At 44.6% G+C, this 25559-nt stretch carries 24 protein-coding genes and 1 other annotated feature; of the genes, 15 read left to right on the top strand and 9 right to left on the bottom strand.

Features of this window, described 5'->3' with window-relative positions; translation table 11 throughout:
* Nucleotides 1–235: 235 nt before the first annotated feature.
* The 15 genes from pseB (at nucleotide 236) to wzzB (ending at nucleotide 18138) form a co-directional block, all read left to right on the top strand.
* Nucleotides 236–1234, top strand: a complete 999-nt coding sequence (gene pseB / locus OGV79_RS18110; protein WP_058669386.1) for a UDP-N-acetylglucosamine 4,6-dehydratase (inverting) — start codon at nucleotides 236–238, stop codon at nucleotides 1232–1234.
* Entirely contained in the window at nucleotides 1234–2385 is a 1152-nt protein-coding gene (gene pseC / locus OGV79_RS18105; RefSeq protein WP_275155041.1) for a UDP-4-amino-4,6-dideoxy-N-acetyl-beta-L-altrosamine transaminase, read from the top strand. The genes pseB and pseC overlap by 1 nt, the downstream gene beginning before the upstream one ends.
* Nucleotides 2386–3096 (top strand): pseudaminic acid cytidylyltransferase, encoded by a 711-nt coding sequence (pseF, locus tag OGV79_RS18100; RefSeq protein WP_153257710.1) that lies wholly within the window; start codon nucleotides 2386–2388, stop codon nucleotides 3094–3096. It abuts the gene before it with no gap.
* A complete protein-coding gene (gene pseG / locus OGV79_RS18095; RefSeq protein WP_230010534.1) occupies nucleotides 3074–4606 on the top strand; it encodes a UDP-2,4-diacetamido-2,4,6-trideoxy-beta-L-altropyranose hydrolase in 1533 nt (510 codons plus the stop codon). Before pseF ends, pseG begins: the two co-directional genes overlap by 23 nt.
* Complete coding sequence (gene pseI / locus OGV79_RS18090) at nucleotides 4606–5655, top strand: pseudaminic acid synthase (protein WP_058669382.1); 1050 nt, start codon at nucleotides 4606–4608, stop codon at nucleotides 5653–5655. Before pseG ends, pseI begins: the two co-directional genes overlap by 1 nt.
* Nucleotides 5656–5696: 41 nt before the next feature.
* Complete coding sequence (locus OGV79_RS18085; RefSeq protein ID WP_230010536.1) at nucleotides 5697–6962, top strand: lipopolysaccharide biosynthesis protein; 1266 nt, start codon at nucleotides 5697–5699, stop codon at nucleotides 6960–6962.
* A complete protein-coding gene (locus tag OGV79_RS18080) occupies nucleotides 6937–8343 on the top strand; it encodes a capsular polysaccharide export protein, LipB/KpsS family (protein WP_058669380.1) in 1407 nt (468 codons plus the stop codon). The genes OGV79_RS18085 and OGV79_RS18080 overlap by 26 nt, the downstream gene beginning before the upstream one ends.
* Nucleotides 8344–9669: a DUF6418 domain-containing protein gene (locus OGV79_RS18075; protein ID WP_286468772.1), complete on the top strand. Its 1326-nt coding sequence runs from the start codon at nucleotides 8344–8346 to the stop codon at nucleotides 9667–9669. It begins immediately after the preceding gene.
* Nucleotides 9662–10630: a glycosyltransferase family 2 protein gene (locus OGV79_RS18070; protein WP_058669378.1), complete on the top strand. Its 969-nt coding sequence runs from the start codon at nucleotides 9662–9664 to the stop codon at nucleotides 10628–10630. The genes OGV79_RS18075 and OGV79_RS18070 overlap by 8 nt, the downstream gene beginning before the upstream one ends.
* 61 nt (nucleotides 10631–10691) lie before the next feature.
* Nucleotides 10692–11456, top strand: coding sequence for a DUF4422 domain-containing protein (locus OGV79_RS18065; protein ID WP_248623473.1), 765 nt, complete (start codon nucleotides 10692–10694; stop codon nucleotides 11454–11456).
* Nucleotides 11453–12598 (top strand): UDP-galactopyranose mutase, encoded by a 1146-nt coding sequence (gene glf, locus OGV79_RS18060; protein WP_248623472.1) that lies wholly within the window; start codon nucleotides 11453–11455, stop codon nucleotides 12596–12598. The genes OGV79_RS18065 and glf overlap by 4 nt, the downstream gene beginning before the upstream one ends.
* Nucleotides 12599–12612: 14 nt before the next feature.
* A complete protein-coding gene (locus tag OGV79_RS18055) occupies nucleotides 12613–14049 on the top strand; it encodes an undecaprenyl-phosphate galactose phosphotransferase (RefSeq protein WP_012131730.1) in 1437 nt (478 codons plus the stop codon).
* Between the two features lie 149 nt (nucleotides 14050–14198).
* Nucleotides 14199–15605, top strand: coding sequence for an NADP-dependent phosphogluconate dehydrogenase (gene gnd, locus OGV79_RS18050; RefSeq protein WP_012131731.1), 1407 nt, complete (start codon nucleotides 14199–14201; stop codon nucleotides 15603–15605).
* A 236-nt stretch (nucleotides 15606–15841) separates the two neighbouring features.
* Nucleotides 15842–17008 (top strand): UDP-glucose 6-dehydrogenase, encoded by a 1167-nt coding sequence (gene ugd, locus OGV79_RS18045; RefSeq protein ID WP_058669374.1) that lies wholly within the window; start codon nucleotides 15842–15844, stop codon nucleotides 17006–17008.
* A 146-nt stretch (nucleotides 17009–17154) separates the two neighbouring features.
* A complete protein-coding gene (gene wzzB, locus OGV79_RS18040; RefSeq protein ID WP_058669373.1) occupies nucleotides 17155–18138 on the top strand; it encodes an LPS O-antigen chain length determinant protein WzzB in 984 nt (327 codons plus the stop codon).
* 79 nt (nucleotides 18139–18217) lie between these two features.
* On the opposite strand, the gene hisIE is transcribed toward wzzB, so the two are convergent.
* From hisIE to hisL, 9 genes are all read right to left on the bottom strand, one after another.
* Nucleotides 18218–18829, bottom strand: coding sequence for a bifunctional phosphoribosyl-AMP cyclohydrolase/phosphoribosyl-ATP diphosphatase HisIE (gene hisIE, locus OGV79_RS18035; protein ID WP_047462646.1), 612 nt, complete (start codon nucleotides 18827–18829; stop codon nucleotides 18218–18220).
* Nucleotides 18823–19599, bottom strand: coding sequence for an imidazole glycerol phosphate synthase subunit HisF (gene hisF, locus OGV79_RS18030; RefSeq protein ID WP_012131735.1), 777 nt, complete (start codon nucleotides 19597–19599; stop codon nucleotides 18823–18825). Before hisF ends, hisIE begins: the two co-directional genes overlap by 7 nt.
* Nucleotides 19581–20318 carry a 1-(5-phosphoribosyl)-5-[(5-phosphoribosylamino)methylideneamino]imidazole-4-carboxamide isomerase gene (gene hisA / locus OGV79_RS18025; protein WP_047462648.1) on the bottom strand — a complete coding sequence of 246 codons (738 nt, stop codon included), beginning with the start codon at nucleotides 20316–20318 and terminating at the stop codon, nucleotides 19581–19583. The genes hisF and hisA overlap by 19 nt, the downstream gene beginning before the upstream one ends.
* Nucleotides 20318–20908 carry an imidazole glycerol phosphate synthase subunit HisH gene (gene hisH / locus OGV79_RS18020; RefSeq protein WP_012131737.1) on the bottom strand — a complete coding sequence of 197 codons (591 nt, stop codon included), beginning with the start codon at nucleotides 20906–20908 and terminating at the stop codon, nucleotides 20318–20320. The genes hisA and hisH overlap by 1 nt, the downstream gene beginning before the upstream one ends.
* The gene (gene hisB, locus OGV79_RS18015) at nucleotides 20908–21975 is read right to left on the bottom strand and encodes a bifunctional histidinol-phosphatase/imidazoleglycerol-phosphate dehydratase HisB (protein ID WP_199971595.1); all 1068 of its coding nucleotides are present in this window, start codon (nucleotides 21973–21975) and stop codon (nucleotides 20908–20910) included. Before hisB ends, hisH begins: the two co-directional genes overlap by 1 nt.
* Complete coding sequence (gene hisC, locus OGV79_RS18010; protein WP_058669369.1) at nucleotides 21972–23051, bottom strand: histidinol-phosphate transaminase; 1080 nt, start codon at nucleotides 23049–23051, stop codon at nucleotides 21972–21974. Before hisC ends, hisB begins: the two co-directional genes overlap by 4 nt.
* On the bottom strand, nucleotides 23048–24352 hold the full coding sequence (gene hisD / locus OGV79_RS18005; protein ID WP_286468771.1) for a histidinol dehydrogenase: 1305 nt from the start codon (nucleotides 24350–24352) through the stop codon (nucleotides 23048–23050). The genes hisC and hisD overlap by 4 nt, the downstream gene beginning before the upstream one ends.
* Before the next feature lie 5 nt (nucleotides 24353–24357).
* Entirely contained in the window at nucleotides 24358–25257 is a 900-nt protein-coding gene (hisG, locus tag OGV79_RS18000) for an ATP phosphoribosyltransferase (RefSeq protein ID WP_024130200.1), read from the bottom strand.
* A 46-nt stretch (nucleotides 25258–25303) separates the two neighbouring features.
* Nucleotides 25304–25428 (bottom strand) — a sequence feature (His leader region).
* A complete protein-coding gene (gene hisL / locus OGV79_RS17995) occupies nucleotides 25404–25454 on the bottom strand; it encodes a his operon leader peptide (protein ID WP_114053249.1) in 51 nt (16 codons plus the stop codon). Its footprint overlaps the feature before it by 25 nt.
* Nucleotides 25455–25559 lie beyond the last annotated feature (105 nt).

Genomic DNA, 25559 nt, shown 5'->3' with positions numbered 1-25559 from the left:
TTATGGTTTTGTGGCATTTTTCCTTGTTTCTGACCTTGTTTGGTAAGACAATTAGCGTTTGAGTTTTAGAGCGCTTTGCCAGGATCGGCAGGCTCGTAACATTTCTGGAATGCATGCAGTACACTGGTAGCTGTTAAGCCAGGGGCGGTAGCGTGCGTAAAACATAGTTAGAGATTTGCGTTACAATAGGCCATTATTGTAACAATCTAAATAGTATATTTTTCGGTGAATAAACATGTTTGATAATAAAACTATTCTGGTAACTGGTGGTACGGGGTCTTTTGGTAATAAATTTGTTCGAATGACATTGGAAAAATATAATCCGAAAAAGATTATCATTTATTCTCGTGACGAAATGAAACAGTGGGAAATGGCGAAGCATTTTAAAGATGAAAGCCGTATTCGTTTCTTCATTGGCGATGTTCGCGATAAAGATCGTTTATACCGTGCATTAGATGGTGTTGATTTCGTCGTCCATGCAGCAGCAACTAAGATTGTACCGACAGCAGAATACAACCCATTCGAGTGTGTAAAAACAAATATTAACGGTGCGATGAACGTTATTGATGCATGTATTGATAAAGGCATTGAACGTGTTGTTGCACTCTCAACAGATAAAGCGAGTAGCCCGGCTAATCTTTACGGTGCAACCAAACTGGCCTCTGACAAACTGTTTGTTGCGGGTAATTCCTACTCTGGTGCAACCAAAACGCGTTTTGCCGTTGTCCGTTACGGTAATGTAATGGGTTCTCGTGGTTCAGTCATCCCTTTCTTCCTTTCCATTAAAGATAAAGGTGAACTGCCTATTACTGATGATCGTATGACCCGCTTTATGATTACCCTGGAACAGGGCGTTGAACTGGTATGGCATGCTTTCAACGATATGGTTGGCGGTGAGATTTACGTGAAAAAAATCCCATCAATGAAAGTTACCGATGTTGCTACCGCTGTTGCCCCGGATGCAACTCAGAAAGTCATTGGTATTCGCCCTGGTGAAAAACTGCATGAGCAGATGATCAGTGCGGAAGATGCACATTATACCTATGAATACCCAGAACATTTCAAAATCCTGCCTGCTATTCACAACTGGTGTGACTCTCCTGAACGTATCAAAGACGGTAAGAGAGTGCCGGAAGGATTCGTGTACGAGAGCGACAGCAATACGGAATGGATGAGTATTGAGGAGCTTCGTCAGTGGATTGATGAAAACCGCGAAAAAGTAGGCAATATCTGATGAAATTTATTCCTTATGGACGACAGGATATCTCTGATGAAGATATCAATGCAGTTGTGGACGTATTGAAGTCAGATTTTTTGACCCAAGGACCATGTGTACCACAGTTTGAGCAAGCTATTGCAGATTATGTCGGTGTTAAACATGCCGTTGCTGTGAACAGTGCGACCTCTGCGTTACACGTTGCTTGCCTGGCGTTAGGCCTGAAGAAAGGTGACTGGTTATGGACGTCTCCGAATACGTTTGTCGCTTCGGCTAATTGTGCTTTGTATTGTGGAGCCAATGTTAGTTTTGTCGATATCGATCCGCAAACCTACAATATGAGTGTGAGCGCGCTAAAAGCTAAATTGGTTACTGCTAAGGCTAACGGCGTATTACCAAAAGTTGTTGTTCCTGTTGCTTTCGCTGGTCAATCATGTGAGATGGAAGAAATTCATCAACTGTCTAAAGAGTATGGTTTTGCCATTATTGAAGATGCATCACATGCAATTGGCGGTAGTTATCAGGGTGTTAAAATTGGTAATTCTCGTTTTGCCGATATTACGATACTGAGCTTTCATCCGGTAAAAATTATAACGACAGCAGAAGGCGGCATGGCGCTCACCAACTGTGATTCCCTGGCTGAAAAATTACAGCTTTTTCGTAGTCATGGCATTACCCGCGATGGTGATAAAATGACGAAAGCCACGGAAGGAGGTTGGTACTATCAGCAGGTTGATCTCGGTTTGAATTATCGTATGACCGAATTGCAGGCGGCTTTGGGTGTGAGCCAGTTAAAACGTATTGAGGATTTTGTTGCCCGTCGGCATGAATTGGCAAGACGTTATGACGCGGCGTTTGAGGGAGTACCTGTTTCCACTCCTCTTCAATCACCAAGTGGCTACAGTGCTCTACATCTTTATCCTCTGACGGTTAACGATCCAGCACAGCGTAAACCGCTTTTTGACTACCTGCGTGATAAAGGAATTGGCGTTAACGTCCATTATATCCCTGTTCATACTCAGCCATATTATGAACAACTCGGACATAAAGCAGGCGATTACCCGATTGCTGAGAACTATTACTCGCGCGCAATCAGCATTCCGATGTACTCGACACTTTCTGATGAAGAGCAGAATTACGTTATCAAATGTATTCGGGAGTTCTTTTAAATGAATGTGGCAATCATTCCTGCACGTGGCGGTAGCAAGCGTATACCACGTAAAAATATTAAAGAATTTTGTGGGAAACCAATGATTGCCTGGTCCATTGAAGCCGCTCAGCAGAGCGGCGTCTTTGACCGAATCATTGTATCAACAGATGATGAAGAAATTGCTGAGGTCGCGCGTAAATATGGTGCGGAAGTGCCGTTTATGCGGCCTGAAGAGCTTTCGAATGATTTTGCTGGAACGATCCCTGTAATTCGCCATGCTATCAATTGGCTGATTAATGATGGTTACATAGCAGACTTTGTTTGTTGTATCTATGCAACAGCGCCTTTCATCCGTTCTGAAGATATTATTCGCGGTTTGGGAACACTTCGTGAACAAAAAGGCGATTACGCTTTCACAGTGACAAGATTTCCTTACCCGATTCAGCGTGCACTCAAAGTAAGTCCAGAACAGCGTATAAGTATGTTCTCACCAGATATGTTCCATGCACGTTCTCAGGATCTCGAGGAGTCATGGCACGATGCGGGACAATTTTATTGGGGAACATCTTTTGCATGGTTGAATGAAAAGCCGATATTTAGTGCAGATTCCTATTCGATTGAACTTCCGCGTGAACGTGTTCAGGATATTGATACTCCAGAAGACTGGCGAGTAGCTGAGTGGTTGTTTAAAACCATGGAGTTTAAAAATGAAAGTGTTCCTGCGAGCTGATTCATCTCTTTCAATTGGTTCTGGCCATATTATCAGATGCCTCAACTTGGCGAAAACCTTAAGATATTCAGGTGCACAGTGTTTTTTCATATCCAAAAATCACCGAGGTAATATCCTCGATAAAATTGGACTGGAGGGTTTTCCAGTAAAAGTCATCTCTGTTTCTGATGAACCAGATGTTTATATTCGCGATGAAAAATCCTGGCTAAATGGTAGTCAAAGAGATGATGCAGAACAATTTATTTCATTGGTGAAACAGCAATGCAATAACCCAGATATTATTATTGTTGATCATTATTCACTCGACAGTGAATGGGAAATTCTGGTTAAAACATGCTTTCCAGATACAAACTTAGTGGTTATTGATGATCTGTGTAACCGACCACACCACTGTGATTTATTGATTGACCAGACATATCAGCGCAGTGCGGAAGAATATTCTTCTTTAAATGAGAATAATGCCAGAATATTAGCTGGTGCGAAGTATGCTTTATTGAGTCCGGTATTTTCACAATTAAGACATCAATCAATAGAACGCAAAGCCAGATTAGCTATACCAAAGACATTGATACTAACGATGGGCGGTGTTGATGCGCATAATGTTACAGGAAAAGTTCTTAAATATCTTGAACAAGCCGTTTTTGAGAATATTGAAAAAATAACTGTTATTTTAGGTAGTGCTTGCCCATATAGCGCTGAGATACATGCTCTTGCTGAAAGATCAAAATATAAAATCGATGTTCTGACCAATGTTACAAATATGGCGGAACTCATGCTTGAGCATGATTTTGCAATTGGTGCTATGGGGGGAACAACCTGGGAACGCTGTGCAATGGGGCTACCTGCTGTAAATGTCGCGATTGCAGATAACCAGATAACTATTGCGCGTAATCTTTCCAGAGTTGGAGCAATTGTTTTATACGCAGATCACTTCAGTAAAGATGAACTTTGTAATGCGCTACATAATTTAGTTACTCATTATCATAAGCAGCATGCCCTTGCGATGGAAATTTGTGATGGGCTGGGACTCTTCAGAGATATACAGGAAATGGTACGCATATCTGCAAAAGATGGTGTAAATGTTACACTTCGCCATGCTACTACAGAAGATATTGATTTTGTTTATCAGCTTCAATGTGAGCCGCAGACTCGTCAGTATGCGCGCAATCCTGAAATTCCTTCCTATCAAAACCACGTTGACTGGATGCAGCGTAAATTAAATGATAATGGAACGTCATTCTATATAATTGAACATGATGGTCCGTGTGGTGTTTTGCGACTTGATCCGCTTAAGCATGTTTGCGCGGAATGTGAAATTTCAATTTTTCTGACTGCAAGTTGTCATGGCAAGGGGGTTGCTAGTGCTGCTATCAGACGCGCTTTAATGTTGCATAATGATATCACTATGTTAGCGACAGTACTGCCAGAAAATCAGGCATCACATCAGTTATTTGAACGCCTTGGGTTTATTAAAATCTCTCCCAGCGAATATATTAGCGAGACGAAGTAATGAATAAATTTATAACAATTGATGGTCGCAATATTGGTAAAGACCATCCTCCCTATATTATTGCTGAACTTTCGGCTAACCATAATGGTGATCTTAATCGCGCATTCAAAATTATGGAAGAAGCTAAAGCAGCAGGAGCAGATGCAATCAAGTTGCAAACTTATCGTGCAGATACCATCACTATTGACTGTGACACTGAAGATTTTCAGATTCATGGCGGATTATGGGATGGACAAACTCTGTTCAATTTGTACAAAGGTGCCCAGATGCCATGGGAATGGCACAAACCTTTATTCGAAAAAGCAAAAGAACTGGGAATCACTATTTTTAGTAGTCCGTTTGATCATACGGCTGTTGACTTACTGGAGGAGTTGGGCGCTCCTGCATATAAGATAGCTTCATTTGAAGCAATCGACCTGCCATTGATTAAATATGTAGCCAAAACAGGTAAGCCGATGATTATCTCAACCGGCATGGCTGACGAAAAAGAAATTCAGGAAGCCATTAATGCTGCCAGAGAAGGCGGCTGTAAAGAACTCGTCGTATTACATTGCGTAAGTGGCTACCCGGCACCTGCTGAAGACTATAATCTGGCAACTATTCCAGATATGGCAGAGCGATTTGGTGTTATTACAGGATTGTCTGATCATACTATTGATAATACCACGGCTATTGCTTCTGTTGTCCTTGGTGCAAATGTTATTGAAAAACATGTTACGTTAGATCGTAACGGTGGTGGGCCGGATGACAGTTTCTCGCTTGAACCTGATGAGCTGGGGGCTCTTTGCCGCGATGCTAAGACAGCATGGCAAGCGTTGGGCCATATCAACTACGAGCGTAAAGAGAGTGAAAAAGGTAATGTGAAATTTCGCCGTTCTCTCTATATAGTGAAGGATATTAAAAAAGGTGAAAAACTAACCAGTGAGAATGTAAAGAGCATCAGACCGGGTTACGGGTTGGCTCCAAAATATTATGATGAGGTTATGGGGAAAACTGCAACGCAAAATCTTATTAAAGGTACTCCACTCTTGGAGGATCATTTTAACTAAGCCAATAGCCAAGGATGGCTAAATGATCTTAGGGTGGTTTAATGTTCTACAGAATTAAAATACCAACTTATCTATTTGATTTATCCCTACGAGTTGCTGCTCTTGGTGGCAAGTTTCTGTTGATGGTGGCTATAGCAAGATACTTGACTGTCAAAGATGTTGGTGATTACGGATTATATGTTAGTATAATAGTCATATCGTTATATTTTGTTGGTTTGGATTTTTATGTCTACTCGACAAGAGAACTTTTGGATCCGGAAGTAAAAAAGAATACCGGAAATATATTATTTAATCTTGTCATTTTTTTTGTTTTTAGTTATTTATTATTAGCAGTTGTATGGCCCGGGCTACTATCTTTATCAGCCATTACAAATGTTGGTGGATTGTTATTTTTATTGACGATAACTGAACATCTTTCTCAAGAATGCTATCGTATTTTAATTATTAAAGAAAGGATAACAATCGCAAACTTTATATTATTTATAAGGTCTGGAATATGGTGTTATTTATGTGTTCCATTATTATTTTTTAAGATGGTGAATCTTGAGCAAATTTTTTATTTCTGGCTGTTTTTTTCTGCTTTATCAGTTTTTATTGCAGTAGCGTTTATAGTGAAATTCGAATCTGTAATGTTTTCAGATTTTAAGATAGATTTAGGGTGGCTTAAGCGCGGAATTAAAACTTCTTTCTATTTTTTCTTAGGTACACTATGCCTTCGTGCGATTAACTATCTCGATAAGGTTATTGCTGTTCATTTTATTGCATCTCCTAAATTGGGTGTTTATGTATTTTTCTTCGGAATATCCTCAGCAGTACAGGCAATTATTGATGTATTAGTTGTAACTAGATACTATCCATCTTTGGTTAAAGCAATTCAGGAGAGCAATAATATAGAAACACAAAAAACATTTACTTTATTTAAGAAAAAGATATTTTTCTATAATTTTTCATTGTTTATTTTATCGATTCCAGCTTGTTATTTAATGATAAAAATAACTGGAAAGATAGAGTATGTTAATAATTTCATTTGGTATATTTTGATTGTGGCATCAACATCATTGATAAATATTTCAATGCCGTATCATTATGCTTTATATTCTAAGAAGAAAGATGTTTCACTTATCCAGGTTAATGTCATTGCGTTGATACTTTTTGTTATTATATCTTTCGTTGGTGTGAAAACTCTACCGGACAATGGAATGCTTTCCATCTTAATTGGCCTGATTGGATCAAATTTATTTATTCTTTCAGCTAAATATTTTCTTTTTATTAAGGAGTTCAATGGTGAAGGGCGTCATTTTAATTAATAATGCTATTTTTTCTCCCGTGTTTAAAAGATTGGCAATCGAATTAAAAAATAAAGGCGTTGATATAACCATTGTGACTGATAGTGAGTTTTCTATTCGTAAATATAAATTACATGAGACTAAGTGTAATATTATTTCGTTTGAAGAGTTCTCAAATATAAAGAATACTGATGTTGAATCACAAGCGCAGCGTCAGTATGACAAATGGAATGTTCATGCTGATTATGATCGTGATAATTACTACCATTCTGTTAACTCAAAGGATGATAACTTCTGGGGGACTGTTTCAAGCGACTTATATCGTTTTTTTGAACATGTATTCCGAAATGATATGTTCAATTTTGTTTTCTACGAAAATGTATCGAATGGATTAGCATATACAGCAAATAGAGTTGCCGAAAAATACGGCGTCAGATATTTAGGACTAACTGCAAGCCGACTTCCTGGGAAATCTTTATTTTCTACCTTAGATGACCAATTATCTAGAGAGATTAGTTCTTTAATTGACAATCTTCCTGAATTGAGTGTTGATAAATATTCTGAAATTAAGAACTATATTGATAACATTCAGAATATTCAACCTGATTATATGAAGAACAATGGTCTCTCCTCAGTAAACTTTATAAGTAAAATATTTAAGAAACGTGATTTTACATTTATTACTGAGACGATCAGGCAGACATTAGTAGGAAAAAATGACTTATTCCAAGTAGGTAATCCATTACTAAAAAGTTTTTATATGAACTTTAGAGAAGTCAAACGCTGGTTCTGTGTAAAAAGGATTAAGAAATTATTTAGTGAAGATCTTACATCTCAACCATTTTATTTGTATCCGTTACATTATCATCCTGAATCCTCGACGTCGATTCTTGCAAAATTTTATGATGAATATAACCTTATTCGTAATTTATCTTTTAGCTTGCCTCATGGGAAATTTTTAGTTGTAAAAGATCATATCTCTGCAACTGGTTATGAAGGTTATGAGTTTTACAAAAAAATATTAAAATTACCAAATGTAAAGCTTGCTAACCCAAATTTAAACTCAAAAGAACTTATTAAAAAATCCTTAGGTGTATTTACGCTAACCAGTACTGTGGGTTATGAGGCTGTATTAATGAATAAGCCAGTTGCTGTTTTCGGAGATGTATTCTATATGGGGCACCCGCTTGTATATCAATGCAGAGGATACAAGGATATTCATAATGCGTTGAGTCATATGCAAGAGAATCAGACTGCTAATTATTATGATTATAATATTAAATTTGTTGGTGCATATGATTATCTTTGCTTCCCGCTGACGATTAGTTATGGTTCTTCATCTGGGGCTGAGTTTATTGAGGCTATCTCTACGCAAATATTACGAAATTTAAAGGATCGCTAAATGCTAATACTGTGGTTCTGGATATGCCTTTTTTTGATTAGCGTTATTGTTCATGGTTCTGAAATTTTAAACTTTGCTATTGTTTTTGGTTATATATCATTATTGTTTTACTTTTTGGCAAAAAAAGAGTCTTTTTTTATAATCAGTAGTTTCTTTCTATGGTCAATCCTTACAACAGCTATAAGTGGTTTGATCCTTGAGTCTGGTGTTTTTCTGCCTGAACTTGGTATGATGTCAACGCTAAATGGTGCGACGGCTATTAATGTTAGTCTCGCCGTTATTACATTACTAGCTACGTGTAATATTTTCAATTTTCTGAATGAACGTATTAGGGTAAATTTAAATTCTTCATTTTTGGTAAACTCAGCTATTGAGAAAATATATCCAATCATTGTTTTAGTCGCTACTCTTATAGTTATCTTTATTTCAATTAAATATGGTCGTCCAAGTAATTATGGGCAGGATCGATTTTATTATTGGAATAATATTGCACCGTCTTGGGGAAATCTTGTTCGGCTTTTTGTAGAACAGTCTGTATTTATTCTTGGATGTATTTATGCTAAAACGAAAAATAAGATGATCTTGGTTATATTTTTCTTGGGCATAACTTCACAGGTTCTGGTCGGCGAAAAATTTACTGGCATTTTCCAAATGCTTCTTTTCTTTAGCGTATGTCTCCTTATCGCTTCAAATAGTAGTATTAATAAAAAGTTATTGTCATTTAAGAGTATTCTTCTATGCTCATTCTTGGGCTTTATCTTTGTAATTCTGGTTTGGACGAGTTATTTTTCTCTATCTGGCGATAGCACACTTGCTTTTGAATCTCTAAAGATTAGGATTGCAGCGCAGAGCCAATTATGGTGGGGGCTTATAGAGAGTGCGGCCTTGCAAGATTTTGGTGCTTCCGATATTATCTATAATTTCTTTGGGATAGGGGCATTTCCAGAAGATACAGGTATGTCATATCTTATGGGATTGGTCATGCCACAGCATTTATTTTCGGTATATCAGGATGCAGGGATTGCTTTAACAATGGCATTTCCTGCTAACATACTTTTATTCTTCGGACCGTTCTTATCTCTTTTGGTTTGTACTGTTCTCGCTATTTTTCTTGCGTTGGCGCTATGGTTTACCGTATTTACTTTAAGAAATAAGGATTATGTATTATTATTTATCGCGATGAAGGTTTTTAACATTGCTATCCAATTTATATTAATGGGGAGAGTGTATCTGTTATTTGAATGGAAGATTATTTTACTCTTATTTCCAATGATATTTGCTTTCGTCGCACATTCTAAAAATAGGATTTCGGGGACTAATGCCTGATATTTCTTTCATCATACCTGTCTATAATGTTTCAGCTTATCTCATGCGGTTTTTCGAGCCATTCAAGGCATGTGACTTATCCTGTGAGATCATATTCATTAATGATGGTTCGACGGACTCATCAGCCGAAATCCTCTCTCAGTTGTCAAGAGAGGATAGTAGGGTCGTTATTTTTAATAAACAAAATGGTGGAGTTTCCTCTGCACGAAACTATGGTATTACTCATGCTTCAGGAGAGTTTATATCCTGCCTGGATCCTGACGATATAATATCACCTACTTTTTTCCATTATATTGCTTTGGCTCGTAGAAAATATCCTGAAGCTGATACTTTTGTCTACTCCTATCATAAGTTTTATGATGGAACAATTCCGGAGATACAAGAGATGGATGTTTCTGGAGTTGTTTTCGAATTAGTCCCGAAAAGTGTTCTTTCATCACTTCATAATTATCCATGGCTAAGGGTGACTCGGCGCGAATTTTATATAGATAATCTTTTTCCTGAAGGTATTATTTACGAAGATTCGGTCACAGTCCCTTTACTCAATGCCCAGGCTAATAAGGTTGTCAGGACGAATGCTTCACTTTATTATTATAGAGTGCGAAAAGATTCATTAACTAACTTTGATATAAAAAGAAACATGGATCTAATCAGGGCTCTTGATATCCTTGAATCAAAGGTTGTAAAACACCCAGAGTATAAATTAAATTTTTACACTTGTGTTGCCCATTTATCACGCAGTGCTTTAATTGTTTTATTTAAGCTGTCAGGACAAGAACATTTTTCCATTCTTTTTAAAGAAAGCTATAGTAGCATTATTACTAAATTTAACCAATATCCTCTTTTGGGTGTCTTGAAAACAGATGCTAAAACTTCAGATAAAATCTGTTTCGCTTTATTAAAATCAAAAAGAGTGGGTTTTTTCTTTTTTAAATTGTTATATAGGTTGATTAATAGGTAATTAATATAAGCGACAAGGACTTGATGTTGTTGCTATGTTGTAAACATTCTAAAGGTATTAAATGAAAGTATTTGTGGTGTCTCATAAACCCTTTGAATTCCCAACAGATCTGGAATATGTGCCTTTGAAAGTCGGGGCGTTAACTGACGGAATTGCAAAAAATTATATGCAGGATTGCGATGGTGATAACATCGCTCACTTGAATCCCTCATTTTGTGAACTGACAGCAGCCTACTGGATCTGGAAGAATTCTCAGGAAGACGTTGTGGGCTTGGCGCACTACCGCCGCTATTTCGCATCTTCTAAAAGTGATTTGATGGTTAAGGGAAAGCGCATCGCATCACCAGAAGAGATGATGGCGTTGCTGAAGGAAGCTGATATCCTGATTGCCAGACCGAGAAATTATTACATCACATCGATTAAAAGCCATTACATTCATGCACACCATGAGTCTGACTACACTCAGCTTCGTGATGAGATTGCGTTACAGCACCCGGAATATTTGTCTGATTTTGACTCTATTATGGGTGGGACAAAAATTAGTTTGTATAATATGTTTGTTTGTAAAAAGTCATTGATCGATGAATACTTTGAATGGCTTTTCCCGGTACTTTTTGCGCTTGAGCAAAAAATTGACTACCAAAATTACGATGCTTACCAAAAGCGTGTTTTTGGTTTTATGGCAGAGCGTCTTTTCAATGTCTGGCTTCATCATCATCGCGAAAACTTGCGCATTAAATATATGCCAGTAGTGAATATTGATGGCGAAAATATTTTACTGAAAGGCATTGGATTATTAAAACGACATTTCTGGGGTAAAAAATGAAAGTTGCTATAGTGGGCGCAGGTATTTCTGGTGCGGTTATTGCGAGATTATTAGCAGAGGAAGGGATTGAGTCTGTTGTTTTTGACAAACGTTCTCATATTGCTGGTAACTGTCATTCAGAACGTGATCCGCAGACCAACGTCATGTTGCACGTTTATGGTCCCCATATTTTTCATACAGATGATAAAGAAGTTTGGGATTTCGTTAATCAGTATTCACAGTTTATGCCTTACACCAACCGTGTGAAGGCCATTTACAAAGGCAATGTTTACTTACTACCAGTAAACCTGCATACGATTAATCAGTTTTTCAATAAAACAATGCGTCCGGATGAAGCCCGTGCTTTCATCGAATCTAAAGCTGACAAATCTATTGTCGAACCGAAAAACTTTGAAGAACAGGCCATCAGCATGATTGGTCGGGAACTGTATGAAGCATTCTTTAAAGGCTATACGCGTAAACAATGGGGTTGTGAGCCGACGGAGTTACCAGCCAGTATTTTGAAACGCTTGCCGCTTCGTTTTAACTATAATGACAATTATTTTAACCACCAGTATCAGGGGATGCCCAGAGATGGCTATACCGATATGGTTGGAAAAATTCTTGATCACGAACTGATTGAAATAAGAACAGATACTGAGTTTTCAGCTGCCGAGAGTGGGGCCTACCAGCATGTATTTTGGTCAGGTGCGCTGGATGGTTACTTTAACTTTAGTGAGGGGCGTCTGGGTTATCGCACGCTGGATTTCGAAAAATTCTCAGCAGAAGGTGACTACCAGGGAACGGCTGTTATCAACTACTGCGAAGAAAATGTACCTTATACCCGAATCACTGAGCATAAGCATTTCTCACCCTGGGAGTCACACGAAAAAACAACATGTTATCGTGAATTTAGTCGCTTCTGCACCGAAGATGATATTCCGTATTATCCGATCCGTATGGTTAAGGAAAAAGAACTGCTCAATCGCTACCTGGATAAAGCGATGGAATTAAGCAATACCACTTTTGTCGGGCGTCTTGGTACCTACCGCTATCTGGATATGGATATCACTATTCGTGAAGCTATTGATGTTGCAAATAAATTCCTTGAATGTCAAAAGAGTCAGGAGCCAATGCCTGTATTTAATATAAATCCTCGCTAACGTCAGGTATTGTCATGGATACGGATAATTTTTTGAATAAATATAATCCATTGCTATGCAAGGTTTTTCTCGCAGCATCGGATTTTATATTTTTTAACTTATCACTGGCCCTCTCTATTGGTTGTGTATACTGGATTTTTAACGATCTTTATCGTTTTATCCCCGATGCTCAACTGGAGATGCGTATAATTTCTCATGTCATCCTGAGTCTGATATGTGTGGGATGGTTCTGGGTTCGGTTGCGACATTATTCCTATCGCAAACCCTTTTGGTTTGAATTGAAGGAGATTATCCGCACTATTGTGATCTTTGCTGTTTTTGATCTGGCGCTGGTCGCTTTTTCTAAATGGCAGTTTTCTCGGTATGTATGGGTATTTTGTTGGACGTTTGCATTAATTCTGCTGCCGCTTTTCCGAGCAATGACCAAACAACTTCTTAATCGTCTTGGGATTTGGAAGAAAAAGACTGTCATTATGGGTAGCGGAAGTAATGCAGTGGAAGCTTATTATGCACTGCAAAGTGAGGAAATGCTTGGCTTTGATGTTGTCGCATTTTATGACGAAGAGTGTACAGAGGCAACGCTACAGGGACTGCCGGTTCTTCAGGACCCCAATATTCTTTGGGAAATGAAGAAAACAGGCGATATTCATTTCATTGTAGCTTTTGAAATGGAAAACAGCGATAAGACCATTAACTGGTTGCGCGAACTATCGAAGAAGGACTGCCGTTCTGTCACGGTTATTCCGTCCCTGCGCGGGTTACCACTTTATAATACCGATATGTCTTTCATCTTCAGTCATGAAGTCATGTTGCTGCGTATTCATAATAATCTGGCAAAACGGACATCTCGTTTCCTTAAACGGACTTTCGATATTGTCTGTTCATCACTGATTATCTTAATTTCTTCGCCACTGCTCATTTATCTTTGGTACAAAGTTACCCGTGATGGTGGCCCGGCAATCTACGGTCATATGCGAGTAGGGCGTCACGGTAAGCTTTTCCCTTGCTATAAGTTTCGCTCAATGGTGATGAATTCGCAGGAGGTTTTACAAAAGCTCCTTGATTCCGATCCTGCTGCACGGGAAGAATGGGAGCGTGACTTTAAGTTGAAAAACGATCCGCGAATCACTCCTGTCGGTCGATTTATTCGTAAAACCAGTCTTGATGAATTGCCTCAGTTATTTAATGTGCTGAAAGGTCAAATGAGTCTGGTTGGCCCGCGTCCGATTATCTCTGAAGAGTTACCACGCTATGATGAGAATGTTGATTACTATCTAATGGCGAAACCGGGAATGACAGGGTTGTGGCAGGTAAGTGGACGTAACGATGTGGATTACGATACCCGAGTCTACTTTGACTCCTGGTATGTCAAGAACTGGTCGCTGTGGAATGACATCGCTATTCTTTTCAAAACTGTGAAGGTAGTCCTCCATAGAGATGGTGCATATTGATGTAGCAGAAACTGCATTTTATGTGCATTAAGTTCATTCTGAAGAGGACATCTATTGCTACCTTCTGGCCTCTAACCTGAGTTAACATGTTCTTCACTTTACTCGCCGCCATTTTACGGCGGGGTATCCACACCTGACAGGAGTATGTAATGTCCAAGCAACAGATCGGCGTCGTCGGTATGGCAGTGATGGGGCGCAACCTGGCGCTCAACATCGAGAGCCGTGGTTATACCGTCTCCGTTTTCAACCGCTCCCGTGAAAAGACCGAAGAAGTGATTGCCGAAAACCCAGGCAAAAAACTGGTGCCTTACTACACGGTAAAAGAGTTTGTTGAATCCCTTGAAACGCCTCGTCGTATCCTGTTAATGGTGAAAGCAGGGGCGGGCACTGATGCTGCTATCGATTCCCTGAAGCCGTATCTGGATAAAGGCGACATCATCATTGATGGTGGTAACACGTTCTTCCAGGACACTATCCGTCGTAATCGCGAACTTTCTGCTGAAGGCTTTAACTTCATTGGTACCGGTGTTTCCGGTGGTGAAGAAGGGGCGCTGAAAGGCCCATCTATCATGCCTGGCGGTCAGAAAGAAGCCTACGAACTGGTTGCGCCGATTTTGACTAAAATTGCCGCAGTTGCAGAAGATGGCGAACCTTGTGTGACCTATATTGGTGCCGATGGTGCCGGTCACTATGTGAAAATGGTTCACAACGGTATCGAATACGGCGACATGCAGCTAATCGCAGAAGCCTATTCTTTGCTGAAAGGTGGCCTGAATCTGTCTAACGAAGAACTGGCAGAGACTTTCACTGAGTGGAACAAAGGCGAGCTGAACAGCTACCTGATCGACATCACCAAAGACATCTTCACCAAAAAGGATGAAGAGGGTAAATATCTGGTTGATGTGATTCTGGATGAAGCGGCAAACAAAGGCACCGGTAAATGGACCAGCCAGAGTTCTCTGGATCTGGGCGAGCCGCTGTCGCTGATCACGGAATCCGTTTTTGCACGTTATATCTCTTCTCTGAAAGAGCAGCGTGTCGCAGCGTCTAAAGTGTTGTCGGGACCTAAAGCGCAGCTTGCGGGTGACAAAGCGGAATTTATCGAGAAAGTCCGTCGCGCGCTCTACCTCGGTAAGATCGTCTCTTACGCACAAGGGTTCTCCCAGCTGCGTGCCGCTTCTGACGAATATAACTGGGATCTGAACTACGGCGAAATTGCGAAGATCTTCCGTGCCGGCTGCATTATTCGTGCACAGTTCTTGCAGAAAATCACCGACGCATATGCAGAAAATGCAGGTATCGCTAACCTGCTGCTGGCGCCGTACTTCAAGAAAATCGCAGACGATTATCAGCAAGCGCTGCGTGATGTGGTTGCGTATGCCGTGCAGAATGGTATCCCGGTTCCGACGTTCTCTGCCGCTGTTGCCTACTACGACAGCTATCGCGCAGCCGTTCTTCCTGCGAACCTGATCCAGGCGCAGCGTGACTACTTTGGGGCGCATACGTATAAGCGTACTGATAAAGACGGCGTTTTCCATACCGAATGGCTGGAATAATTTCTGATTCGCATCAAAAGCCCGGTGATTCACCGGGCTTTTTTTTGTCCTTAATCTGATTGATTTATTTTTACTTCTTAATATTAACTTAATAATTAATGTTTAACCTGATAAAGAAAATCTGAATTGTTTTAGCCTTCATTGACACAATATTCATTCAGGCGTTAAAACTTTTATATCTTATCAGGATGTATAAACATCATGATGCATAATTAAGTTAATTCTGAGAGCGTGAAATGAAAATCACCATTTCTGGAACCGGGTACGTTGGTCTGTCAAACGGTTTGCTTATCGCACAGCATCACCAGGTTACCGCGTTAGACATTATTCCCGAACGTGTGGAAATGCTAAATGATCGGATATCTCCGATTGTTGATAAAGAAATACAGCAATTTTTAGCGTCCGGGAATATTAATTTTGAAGCAACCTTAGACAAGGTATCCGCCTACCAAAATGCTGATTATGTCATTATTGCAACACCAACCGACTATGATCCAAAAACAAATTATTTCAACACATCAAGTGTAGAATCAGTTATTCAGGATGTGACAGAGATTAACCCATCGGCAGTGATGGTGATCAAGTCAACGGTGCCGGTTGGCTTCACCGCAGCGATGAGTAAGAAATTTAATACGCAGAATATCATTTTCTCCCCCGAGTTTTTGCGTGAAGGTAAAGCGCTTTATGATAATTTGCATCCTTCGCGGATTGTGATTGGTGAACGCTCTGAGCGTGCGGAGCGATTCGCTGCTTTGCTACAGGAAGGCGCCATAAAACAGGATATTCCAACCCTGTTTACCGATTCGACGGAAGCAGAGGCGATTAAGCTTTTTGCTAATACTTATCTTGCGATGCGCGTTGCTTACTTTAATGAACTTGATAGCTATGCGGAAAGTTTAGGACTGAATACCCGACAAATTATTGAAGGTGTGTGTCTGGATCCTCGTATTGGCAATCATTACAACAATCCTTCATTTGGTTACGGCGGTTATTGTCTGCCGAAAGATACGAAGCAACTTCTGGCGAATTATCAGTCAGTGCCGAACAATATTATCTCCGCGATCGTGGATGCGAACCGGACGCGTAAAGATTTTATTGCAGATGCCATCTTGTCCAGAAAACCCAAAGTGGTGGGCATCTATCGTCTGATTATGAAGAGCGGTTCTGATAATTTCCGCGCGTCTTCAATTCAGGGGATTATGAAGCGTATCAAAGCTAAAGGTGTGGAAGTTATTATTTACGAACCGGTTATGAAGGAAGCGTCGTTCTTTAATTCCCGCCTTGAACGTGATTTGAATACGTTTAAACAGCAGTCCGACGTGATTATCTCCAACCGCATGGCGTCTGAACTGCTGGATGTTCAGGACAAAGTTTATACACGCGATCTCTTTGGCAGTGATTAACCTTCTGTTATTGGGGCTACAATAGCCCCTGATTGGCTATCAAAGTGTTTGAAATAATCCGTAAATTTTATCAATAATCCTATAGCATTAACGATGTTTATGACTACACTGTCTCCAGCTTAAGCATTTTCTTAGTTAGGGTACTGATGACAGTGAACAATAACAATGCTACCGGGCGCAGTAATGACCCGGAACAGATTGATTTGATTGATTTAGTGATGCAATTGTGGCGCGGAAAAATGACAATCTTTGTGTGTGTCATTGTCGCAATTCTATTGGCTGTTGGTTACATCCTGGTAGCGAAAGAGAAATGGACCTCTACCGCCATCATCACCCAGCCTGATGTAGGGCAAATTGCTGCCTACAACAACGCGCTGAATGTGCTGTACGGTGATAATGCGCCCAAGGTAACTGATGTTCAGACGAATTTTATTGGCCGATTTAGCACGTCCTTTTCGGCATTAGCAGAAACGCTGGATAATCAGGAAAAACCGGAAAAACTGACAATAGAGCAGTCAGTAAAAGGGCAGCAGTTACCGCTGGCCGTTTCTTACGTCGGAGAGTCTGCGGAAGGGGCGCAACGCCAGCTGGCAGAGTATATCCAGCAGGTAGATGAGAGCGTTGCGAAAGAACTGGACGCGGATCTAAAAGATAACATCAAGTTGCAGACAACTACGCTTGAGGACTCGTTAAAAACGCAGGAAGTGGTCGCGCAGGAGCAAAAAGATTTGCGTATCAAGCAAATTCAGGAAGCATTGCGTTATGCGGAACAGGCAAATGTGATAAAGCCACAAATTCAGCAAACTCAGGATGTCACCCAGGACAGTATGTTCCTTCTTGGTAGTGATGCGCTGAAATCAATGATCGAACACGAGGCCACGCGTCCGCTGGTTTTCTCTGGCGCCTACTATCAGACCAAGCAAAATCTGCTGGATATCGGAAATCTGAAAATCGAAACCGCATCTATTCACGCCTACCGTTACGTCATGAAGCCGACGCTACCGATTCGTCGTGACAGTCCGAAAAAGGCAATTACGCTGGTTCTGGCGGTATTACTGGGCGGGATGATTGGTGCGGGTGTGGTGCTGGGACGTAATGCGTTACGTAACTATAAGCCGAAAGCGCAGTAATTTATTGTTATCCTGGATGGCGCTACGCTTATCCGACCTACAAAAAACCGGGCATTGCCCGGTTTTTTCGTATCTGAAGTTATTGATGACGCTTACGTAAATTCTCAATGACGGTCGTTAAATCAAGGTCCTGGTCCTGTAGCAGCACCAGCAGGTGGTACATCAAGTCGGAGGCTTCATTGGTCAGCTCAAAACGGTCATGTACCGTTGCGGCCAGCGCGGTCTCGACACCTTCTTCACCCACTTTCTGCGCGATACGCTTGGTGCCGCTGGCGTAAAGTTTCGCCGTGTAAGAGCTTGCCGGATCGGCAGTTTTACGCTCGGCTAACAGTTGCTCAAGTTGATACAGGAATAACCACTGATGGCTGGCATCCCCAAAGCAGCTACTGGTGCCTTTGTGGCAGGTTGGTCCAATTGGATTGGCCAGCACCAGCAGTGTGTCGTTATCACAATCCGGCGCAATGCGGACTACCTTCAGGAAGTGGCCGGATGTTTCGCCTTTGGTCCATAAACGCTGTTTGGTTCGTGAGAAGAAAGTGACGTTGCCGCTTTCGATTGTTTTATCCAGCGCTTCAGGGGTCATGTAACCCAGCATCAATACTTCACCGGATACCGCATGTTGCACGACAACCGGCATCAATCCGTCGGTTTTTTCCCAGTCGAGTTCGCGGCGCTGTTGCTCTGTTAACATATCCTGATCTCCACGCCCTGTGCTTCCAGGTACGCTTTTAATTCACCAATATTAATAATCTGTTTGTGGAAGACGGAGGCAGCAAGCGCCCCGTCGACATCGGTATCGCGGAAGGCTTCAAGGAAGTGCTCCATCGTGCCCGCGCCGCCGGAGGCAATCAGCGGTACATGACAGACGTCACGGACTTTTTTCAGTTGCTCCAGATCGTAACCGTTACGCACGCCGTCCTGATTCATCATGTTAAGCACGATTTCACCGGCCCCGCGTTTTTGCACTTCCTGCACCCAGTCGAGAGTTTCCCACTGCGTCACGCGGGTACGGCTTTCATCGCCGGTATACTGGTTGACGTGATACTTGCCGGTTTCGGCATCAAACCAGGTATCAATGCCCACGACGATGCACTGTACGCCAAAGCGGTCAGCAAGACGGGTGATCAGCGTTGGATCGGCCAGCGCAGGGGAGTTGATGGAAATTTTATCGGCGCCGAAAGAGAGGATTTTAGCGGCGTCATCAATAGACCTGATGCCACCCGCGACACAGAATGGAATGTCGATCACTTCCGCGACGCGCGACACCCAACTCTTATCAACCACGCGCCCGTCACTGGAAGCGGTAATATCATAGAACACCAACTCGTCTGCGCCTTCATCGGCATAGCGTTTTGCCAGCGGGACGATATCGCCGATGATTTCATGATTGCGGAACTGTACACCTTTTACTACCTGACCATCGCGTACGTCCAGGCAAGGGATTATACGTTTTGCCAGCATTGGATGGCCTCCTTAACGGTGAATTTACCTTCCAGTAGGGCGCGGCCGACAATCACGCCGCGAACGCCCGTGCCGCGCAGAGCGGCCACGTCCTCAATCCCGCCAATTCCGCCGGAAGACTGAAAGGCGATCTGCGGATATTTCGCGCACACTTCGTCATATAATGAGACGTTGGAACCCGCCAGCGTGCCGTCACGGGAGATATCGGTGCACAGTACATGCTTCAGGCCAACTGGCAGATAAGTCTCGACCAGCTCTTCCAGCGAAACGCCGGAGTTCTCCTGCCAGCCGCTGACGGCAACCTGTTTGTTGCCCCGATCATCAATACGCACATCCAGCGCCAGCACCAGAGCGTCAGCGCCAAAGCGCTCAAACCAGCCTTTGACCACCTCGGGAGATTTGACCGCCGTGGAGCCGACCACCACGCGGGCAACGCCTGCGTCCAGCAGCGCCGCAACATCGTCTTCAGTACGCACGCCGCCGCCAACCTGCACGGGCACGTTCACACCCGCGACCAGCGTTTTAATCAGCGGGATCTGCCGTCTGGCCGGATCTTTCGCCCCGGTCAAATCGACCAGATGCAGCACTTCGGCGCCCTGGGCGGCATAATCCCGCAGGCGGGGAAGGGGATCGTTACCGTAATCACGCTGCCGGGCGTAGTCTCCCTGATGGAGACGCACTACGGTGCCATCGATCAAATCTAATGCCGGAATAATCATCACATCTCCAGGAAGTTTTTCAGCAACTGCGCGCCAGCGGCACCGGAGCGTTCCGGGTGGAACTGCACGCCGAAGAAATTGTCTTTTTGCACTGCCGCAGTGAAGGGTTCGCCGTAGTTGCATTGAGCAATGGTCCACGGATTTACGGGCATAGCGTAGCTGTGAACAAAGTAGAACCAGGCGCCATCTTCAATGCCCTGGAAAAGACGATTACCCGCCTGCGGGTAAACGCGGTTCCAGCCCATATGCGGGAGCGGCAGGCCAAAATCGGTCATCTTCGGGACGTCCTGGTCAATAATGCCCAGAAGGTCGACGCCGTTAGTCTCTTCACTGTGGCGCCCGAGGATCTGCATGCCTAAACAAATTCCCAGAACGGGCTGAGTACAAGCCTTAATCAATTCGACAAGCTCACGCTCGTGCAACTGATCCATCGCCGCCTGGGCGGTTCCCACGCCGGGCAGGAAGAGTTTGTCAGCTTTTAAGACGACCTCCGGGTCGCGGCTGACCAGCGGATCATAACCGTGGCGCGCCACGGCGGATTTCACCGAGTTCAGGTTGGCGCAGCCGGTATCAAGGATGACGACGTTCATCACAGCACTCCTTTAGAAGAAGGCAGCGTGTCGCCTTCTACCCGAATGGCCTGGCGCAACGTGCGGCCAAACGCTTTAAACAGGCTTTCTACACGGTGGTGATCGTTTTTACCTTTGGTCTTCAGGTGCAGCGTCACGCCCATGGTGTAGGAGAGCGAGCGGAAGAAGTGTTCAACCATCTCGGTGCTCAGATCGCCCACGCGCTGATAGGTAAACTCGGCTTTATATTCCAGGTGCGGGCGCCCGGAGATATCCAGTGCGCAACGCGCCAGGCATTCGTCCATCGGCAGCACAAAACCAAAGCGGTTGATGCCGCGCTTATCGCCCAACGCCAGTTTTAGCGCCTCACCCAGCGCCAGACCGGTATCTTCTACCGTATGGTGATCGTCAATATAGAGGTCGCCCTTGACCGCGATCTCCATACGGAAACCGCCATGCGTGGCGATCTGATCGAGCATATGGTCAAAGAAGCCTACGCCGGTATTGATCTTGCTGGCGCCTTCGCGATCCAGCCACACCTTGACGTCAATCTGTGTTTCTTTGGTATTGCGCTCAACATGGGCATAGCGGTCGCGTTTTGTCAGCTGCTCACCAATCATCGTCCAGTTCAGGGTTTCACGGTTATAACGTAACCCGTTAATGCCCATGTTTTCGGCCAACTGGATGTCGGTAGCGCGATCGCCAATCACGTAGCTGTTGGCGCTATCCATCGCCTGTTCAGCCAGATAACGTTCAACCAGCTTTACCTTCGGCTTACGGCAGTCGCACTCATCTGCTGGCAGGTGCGGGCAGATCAGCACTTCATCAAACAGTACGCCCTGGGAGGTGAAAACCTGCATCATCAGGTCGTGCGGGCCGTCGAAGTCTGCCTGCGGGAAGCTCTGCGTTCCCAGCCCGTCCTGGTTGGTGATCATCACCAGCTTAAAGCCGGCTTTTTGCAGCTTCAGCAGAACCGGCACCACGTCCGGTTCAAAGGCGAGTTTGTCAAAACGATCCACCTGAAAATCACTCGGTGGTTCGGCAATCAGGGTTCCATCACGGTCAATAAAAAGATACTTCTGGCTCATACTTGCTCCGCACGTAAGGCGTCAATGACGCGCTGGCTTTCTTCGCGGGTTCCAACAGTGATACGCAGACAGCCGCTTAAAGAAGGTTGTTTATTCTGATCACGTAAGATAATGCCCTGATCCCACAGAGATTTAAACACGCTACTTGACGCGGTAAAACGTGCCAGAATGTAGTTGGTTTCTGAATCGAACACCTGTTCTACGCAGGCAATCTCTTTCAGCGCATTAACCAGATACTGACGTTCCAGCAGAATCTGCGCCACACGTTCGCGCATCGCGTTGACGCCTTGCGGCGTCAACGCCTGAGCGGCAATATCGGCGACCGGTGTAGAGAGCGGGTAGGGGGCGATGACTTTCAGCAGCAGGTTGATGACCTCTTCATTCGCCAGCGTAAATCCGCAGCGCAGACCGGCGAGCGCAAAGGCTTTGGAGAGCGTGCGCAGCACCACCAGATGCGGGTATTCAGAGAGCCAGCCAGCCAGCGTCGCCTGTGGGCAGAATTCAATATAGGCTTCATCCGCCACCACAATGGCGTTGCCGCGCGTCATTTCCAGCAGAGTACGTAAATCCTGTGGATTGATAAGCTGCCCGGTCGGGTTGTTGGGGCTGCATACAAACACCACTTTAACGCCATCGAGTTTATCGGCGATGCCCCGCAGATCCAGCTGCCAGTTTTCCAGCGTCGGAACCGTCCGGCATTCAACGCCAATAGTTTCCGCGCTGACGCTGTACATGCCGTATGTTGGCGGACAATAGAGAATCGCATCTTTCCCCGGTTCGCAGAATGCGCGAATCAGCAGTTCAATACCTTCGTCTGCGCCACGGCTGACCAGCACCTGTCCGGGGTTCACTCCGGCGTACTGCGCATAATTTTCAATAACCGCTTTTGGCTGGCATTCCGGGTAGCGGTTGAGCGTTTGCTGAGTCAGCTGAAATTCCACTGCCGTCGGGAACTCATTGGCATTCAGCCAGACATCGCCATTACCGCCCAAACGGCGAGCGGACTGGTACGGCGTCAGGTTGCGAACGTTTTCCCGGGCTAAGTCGGTGACGCTGCGGGTATTTTCAGTGCTCATGCTTGCTCCTTAAGGGCGTTAACGCGCAGGGTGACAGCATTTTTGTGGGCGGTCAGCCGTTCTGCCGCAGCCAGCGTTTCAATGGTGGATGCCAGTGCGGAGAAACCCGCCTGCGACAATTCCTGAACGGTCATGCGTTTCTGGAAATCCGCCAGACCGAGGCTGGAGCAGGTGGCGGTATAACCATAGGTCGGTAGCACATGATTGGTGCCGGAAGCATAGTCGCCTGCGGATTCCGGTGACCAGTCACCGAGAAAAACGGAACCCGCGCTGGTAATATCCTCCACCAGATCGCGCGCCTTGCGGGTCTGAATGATCAGGTGTTCCGGCCCATACTGGTTCGAGATGGCGACGCACTGGGCTAAATCTTTCGTCACGATCAGACGGCTGGCGTTTAATGCCTGACGCGCCGTTTCCGCACGCGGTAACTCCGCTAACTGGCGTTCGACGGCCTCCGCGACGTTCTGCGCAATACCGGCATCCGGGGTCAGCAGGATGACCTGAGAATCCGGGCCGTGTTCCGCCTGAGAGAGCAGGTCAGACGCCACGAAATCTGGCGTGGCGCCGCTGTCGGCGATCACCAGCACTTCAGAAGGGCCGGCAGGCATATCAATTGCCGCGCCGTCGAGACGCTGGCTGACCTGGCGTTTCGCCTCGGTGACAAACGCGTTGCCGGGGCCAAAAATTTTGTCCACTTTTGGCACGGATTCGCTGCCGAACGCCAGAGCGGCAATGGCCTGGGCACCGCCGACGTTGAAGATTTCCTGCACGCCGCACAGCTGCGCAGCGTAAAGGATTTCATCCGCGATAGGCGGTGGCGAGCACAACACCACTTTTTTGCATCCGGCAATACGCGCGGGCGTGGCGAGCATTAATACGGTGGAGAAGAGCGGGGCAGAGCCGCCCGGGATATACAGACCGACAGATGCGACAGGGCGCGTCACCTGCTGACAGCGAACGCCGGGCTGCGTTTCAACATCTACCGCCGGTAGTTTTTGCGCATTGTGGAAGGTTTCGATGTTTTTTACCGCTACCGCCATCGCCTGTTTGAGATTGTCGCTCAGACGCGCGCTGGCCGCGGCAATCTCTTCGGCGGACACTTTCAGCGCTGCGACGTTCGTTTTATCAAACTTCGCGCTGTATTCGCGCAGGGCATCATCACCGCGTGATTTCACATTATCCAGGATCTCTGCGACGGTACGGGTAATGCTGTCGGAGGCGGAAATAGCCGGACGCATCAGCAATGCACGCTGCTGTTCAGTATTGCAGCTATTCCAGTCGATGATTGTATTAAAGCTCATGGCCGTCACTCCATCATCTTTTCAATTGGCAGCACCAGAATAGAGCTGGCGCCGAGCGCTTTCAGTTTTTCCATCGTTTCCCAGAACAGGGTTTCGCTGCTGACCATGTGCATGGCGACGCGCTGCTGATCGCCCGCCAGCGGCAGAATGGTTGGACGCTCTGCGCCCGGCAGCAACGCGATGACTTCTTCCAGACGCTCGCTTGGCGCATGCATCATGATGTATTTGGATTCACGCGCCTGAATAACGCCCTGAATACGGGTCAGCAGTTTGTCGATAAGCTGTTGTTTGGCTTCGGCCATTTCGCCGTCTCGCTGGATCAGGCAGGCTTTAGAGCGGTAAATCACCTCGACTTCACGCAGACCGTTGGCTTCCAGCGTCGCTCCGGTAGACACCAGATCGCAGATGGCATCGGCCAGACCCGCACGCGGAGCGACTTCAACAGAACCGTTTAACAGACAGGATTTAAACGACACGCCTTTCTGATCCAGATAACGCTTAAGCAGGTGCGGGTAAGAGGTGGCGATACGCTTACCGTCAAGGGAAGCCGGGCCGTCCCAGGCTTCATCGACGGCGGTGGCCAGCGAGAGGCGGCAGCCGCCGAAGTCGAGACGGCGCAGGGTGTAGTAGCGCGGATCTTCGCCCTGCGCGCGGCGGCTCAACAGTTCTTCTTCCAGAACGTTTTCCCCGATGATCCCCAGATCGACAACGCCATCCATGACCAGGCCGGGAATATCGTCATCACGCACGCGCAGAATATCAATCGGCATATTCTCCGCCATCGCAATCAGACGCTGGGTGTGCAGGTTGATTTTAATACCGCAGCGGGCCAGTAATTCGCGTGAATCATCGCTTAAACGGCCTGATTTCTGAATAGCTATGCGTAAACGGGTGTTATCTAACATTCTTTTTTCCTCTTTATCCTGTCTGAACCGGTCTGAATCGCGCACCAAAAAAAAGCCCCCGGAAGAATGATCTTCCGGGGGCTTTCTCATGCGTTCATGCACCACTGGAAGATCTGAATGTCTTCCAGCACACATCGCCTGAAAGACTAGTCAGGATGATGGTGATGATGGTGGTGTTTAAATTGAACGCGTGCCATAAAATTCTCGATGAATGCTTATTCATTTGATGCCTTTTAACCTAAACCACTTTAGCGCCGGAAAGCAAGGGCTTTTTTTCATCATTAATTCATTTCATATTGAAG

Source organism: Citrobacter sp. CK185 (genome assembly GCF_030333565.1).
Lineage (GTDB): Bacteria > Pseudomonadota > Gammaproteobacteria > Enterobacterales > Enterobacteriaceae > Citrobacter_B > Citrobacter_B koseri.
This window is presented reverse-complemented; position numbering and strand designations above follow the sequence as displayed.

What these genes read in the sequence shown, in the direction of transcription:
- pseB (WP_058669386.1), top strand. Translation starts at nt 236, where the DNA reads ATGTTTGATAATAAAACTATTCTGGTAACTGGTGGTACGGGGTCTTTT.
- pseC (WP_275155041.1), top strand. Translation starts at nt 1,234, where the DNA reads ATGAAATTTATTCCTTATGGACGACAGGATATCTCTGATGAAGATATC.
- pseF (WP_153257710.1), top strand. Translation starts at nt 2,386, where the DNA reads ATGAATGTGGCAATCATTCCTGCACGTGGCGGTAGCAAGCGTATACCA.
- pseG (WP_230010534.1), top strand. Translation starts at nt 3,074, where the DNA reads ATGAAAGTGTTCCTGCGAGCTGATTCATCTCTTTCAATTGGTTCTGGC.
- pseI (WP_058669382.1), top strand. Translation starts at nt 4,606, where the DNA reads ATGAATAAATTTATAACAATTGATGGTCGCAATATTGGTAAAGACCAT.
- OGV79_RS18085 (WP_230010536.1), top strand. Translation starts at nt 5,697, where the DNA reads ATGTTCTACAGAATTAAAATACCAACTTATCTATTTGATTTATCCCTA.
- OGV79_RS18080 (WP_058669380.1), top strand. Translation starts at nt 6,937, where the DNA reads ATGGTGAAGGGCGTCATTTTAATTAATAATGCTATTTTTTCTCCCGTG.
- OGV79_RS18075 (WP_286468772.1), top strand. Translation starts at nt 8,344, where the DNA reads ATGCTAATACTGTGGTTCTGGATATGCCTTTTTTTGATTAGCGTTATT.
- OGV79_RS18070 (WP_058669378.1), top strand. Translation starts at nt 9,662, where the DNA reads ATGCCTGATATTTCTTTCATCATACCTGTCTATAATGTTTCAGCTTAT.
- OGV79_RS18065 (WP_248623473.1), top strand. Translation starts at nt 10,692, where the DNA reads ATGAAAGTATTTGTGGTGTCTCATAAACCCTTTGAATTCCCAACAGAT.
- glf (WP_248623472.1), top strand. Translation starts at nt 11,453, where the DNA reads ATGAAAGTTGCTATAGTGGGCGCAGGTATTTCTGGTGCGGTTATTGCG.
- OGV79_RS18055 (WP_012131730.1), top strand. Translation starts at nt 12,613, where the DNA reads ATGGATACGGATAATTTTTTGAATAAATATAATCCATTGCTATGCAAG.
- gnd (WP_012131731.1), top strand. Translation starts at nt 14,199, where the DNA reads ATGTCCAAGCAACAGATCGGCGTCGTCGGTATGGCAGTGATGGGGCGC.
- ugd (WP_058669374.1), top strand. Translation starts at nt 15,842, where the DNA reads ATGAAAATCACCATTTCTGGAACCGGGTACGTTGGTCTGTCAAACGGT.
- wzzB (WP_058669373.1), top strand. Translation starts at nt 17,155, where the DNA reads ATGACAGTGAACAATAACAATGCTACCGGGCGCAGTAATGACCCGGAA.
- hisIE (WP_047462646.1), bottom strand. Translation starts at nt 18,829, where the DNA reads ATGTTAACAGAGCAACAGCGCCGCGAACTCGACTGGGAAAAAACCGAC.
- hisF (WP_012131735.1), bottom strand. Translation starts at nt 19,599, where the DNA reads ATGCTGGCAAAACGTATAATCCCTTGCCTGGACGTACGCGATGGTCAG.
- hisA (WP_047462648.1), bottom strand. Translation starts at nt 20,318, where the DNA reads ATGATTATTCCGGCATTAGATTTGATCGATGGCACCGTAGTGCGTCTC.
- hisH (WP_012131737.1), bottom strand. Translation starts at nt 20,908, where the DNA reads ATGAACGTCGTCATCCTTGATACCGGCTGCGCCAACCTGAACTCGGTG.
- hisB (WP_199971595.1), bottom strand. Translation starts at nt 21,975, where the DNA reads ATGAGCCAGAAGTATCTTTTTATTGACCGTGATGGAACCCTGATTGCC.
- hisC (WP_058669369.1), bottom strand. Translation starts at nt 23,051, where the DNA reads ATGAGCACTGAAAATACCCGCAGCGTCACCGACTTAGCCCGGGAAAAC.
- hisD (WP_286468771.1), bottom strand. Translation starts at nt 24,352, where the DNA reads ATGAGCTTTAATACAATCATCGACTGGAATAGCTGCAATACTGAACAG.
- hisG (WP_024130200.1), bottom strand. Translation starts at nt 25,257, where the DNA reads ATGTTAGATAACACCCGTTTACGCATAGCTATTCAGAAATCAGGCCGT.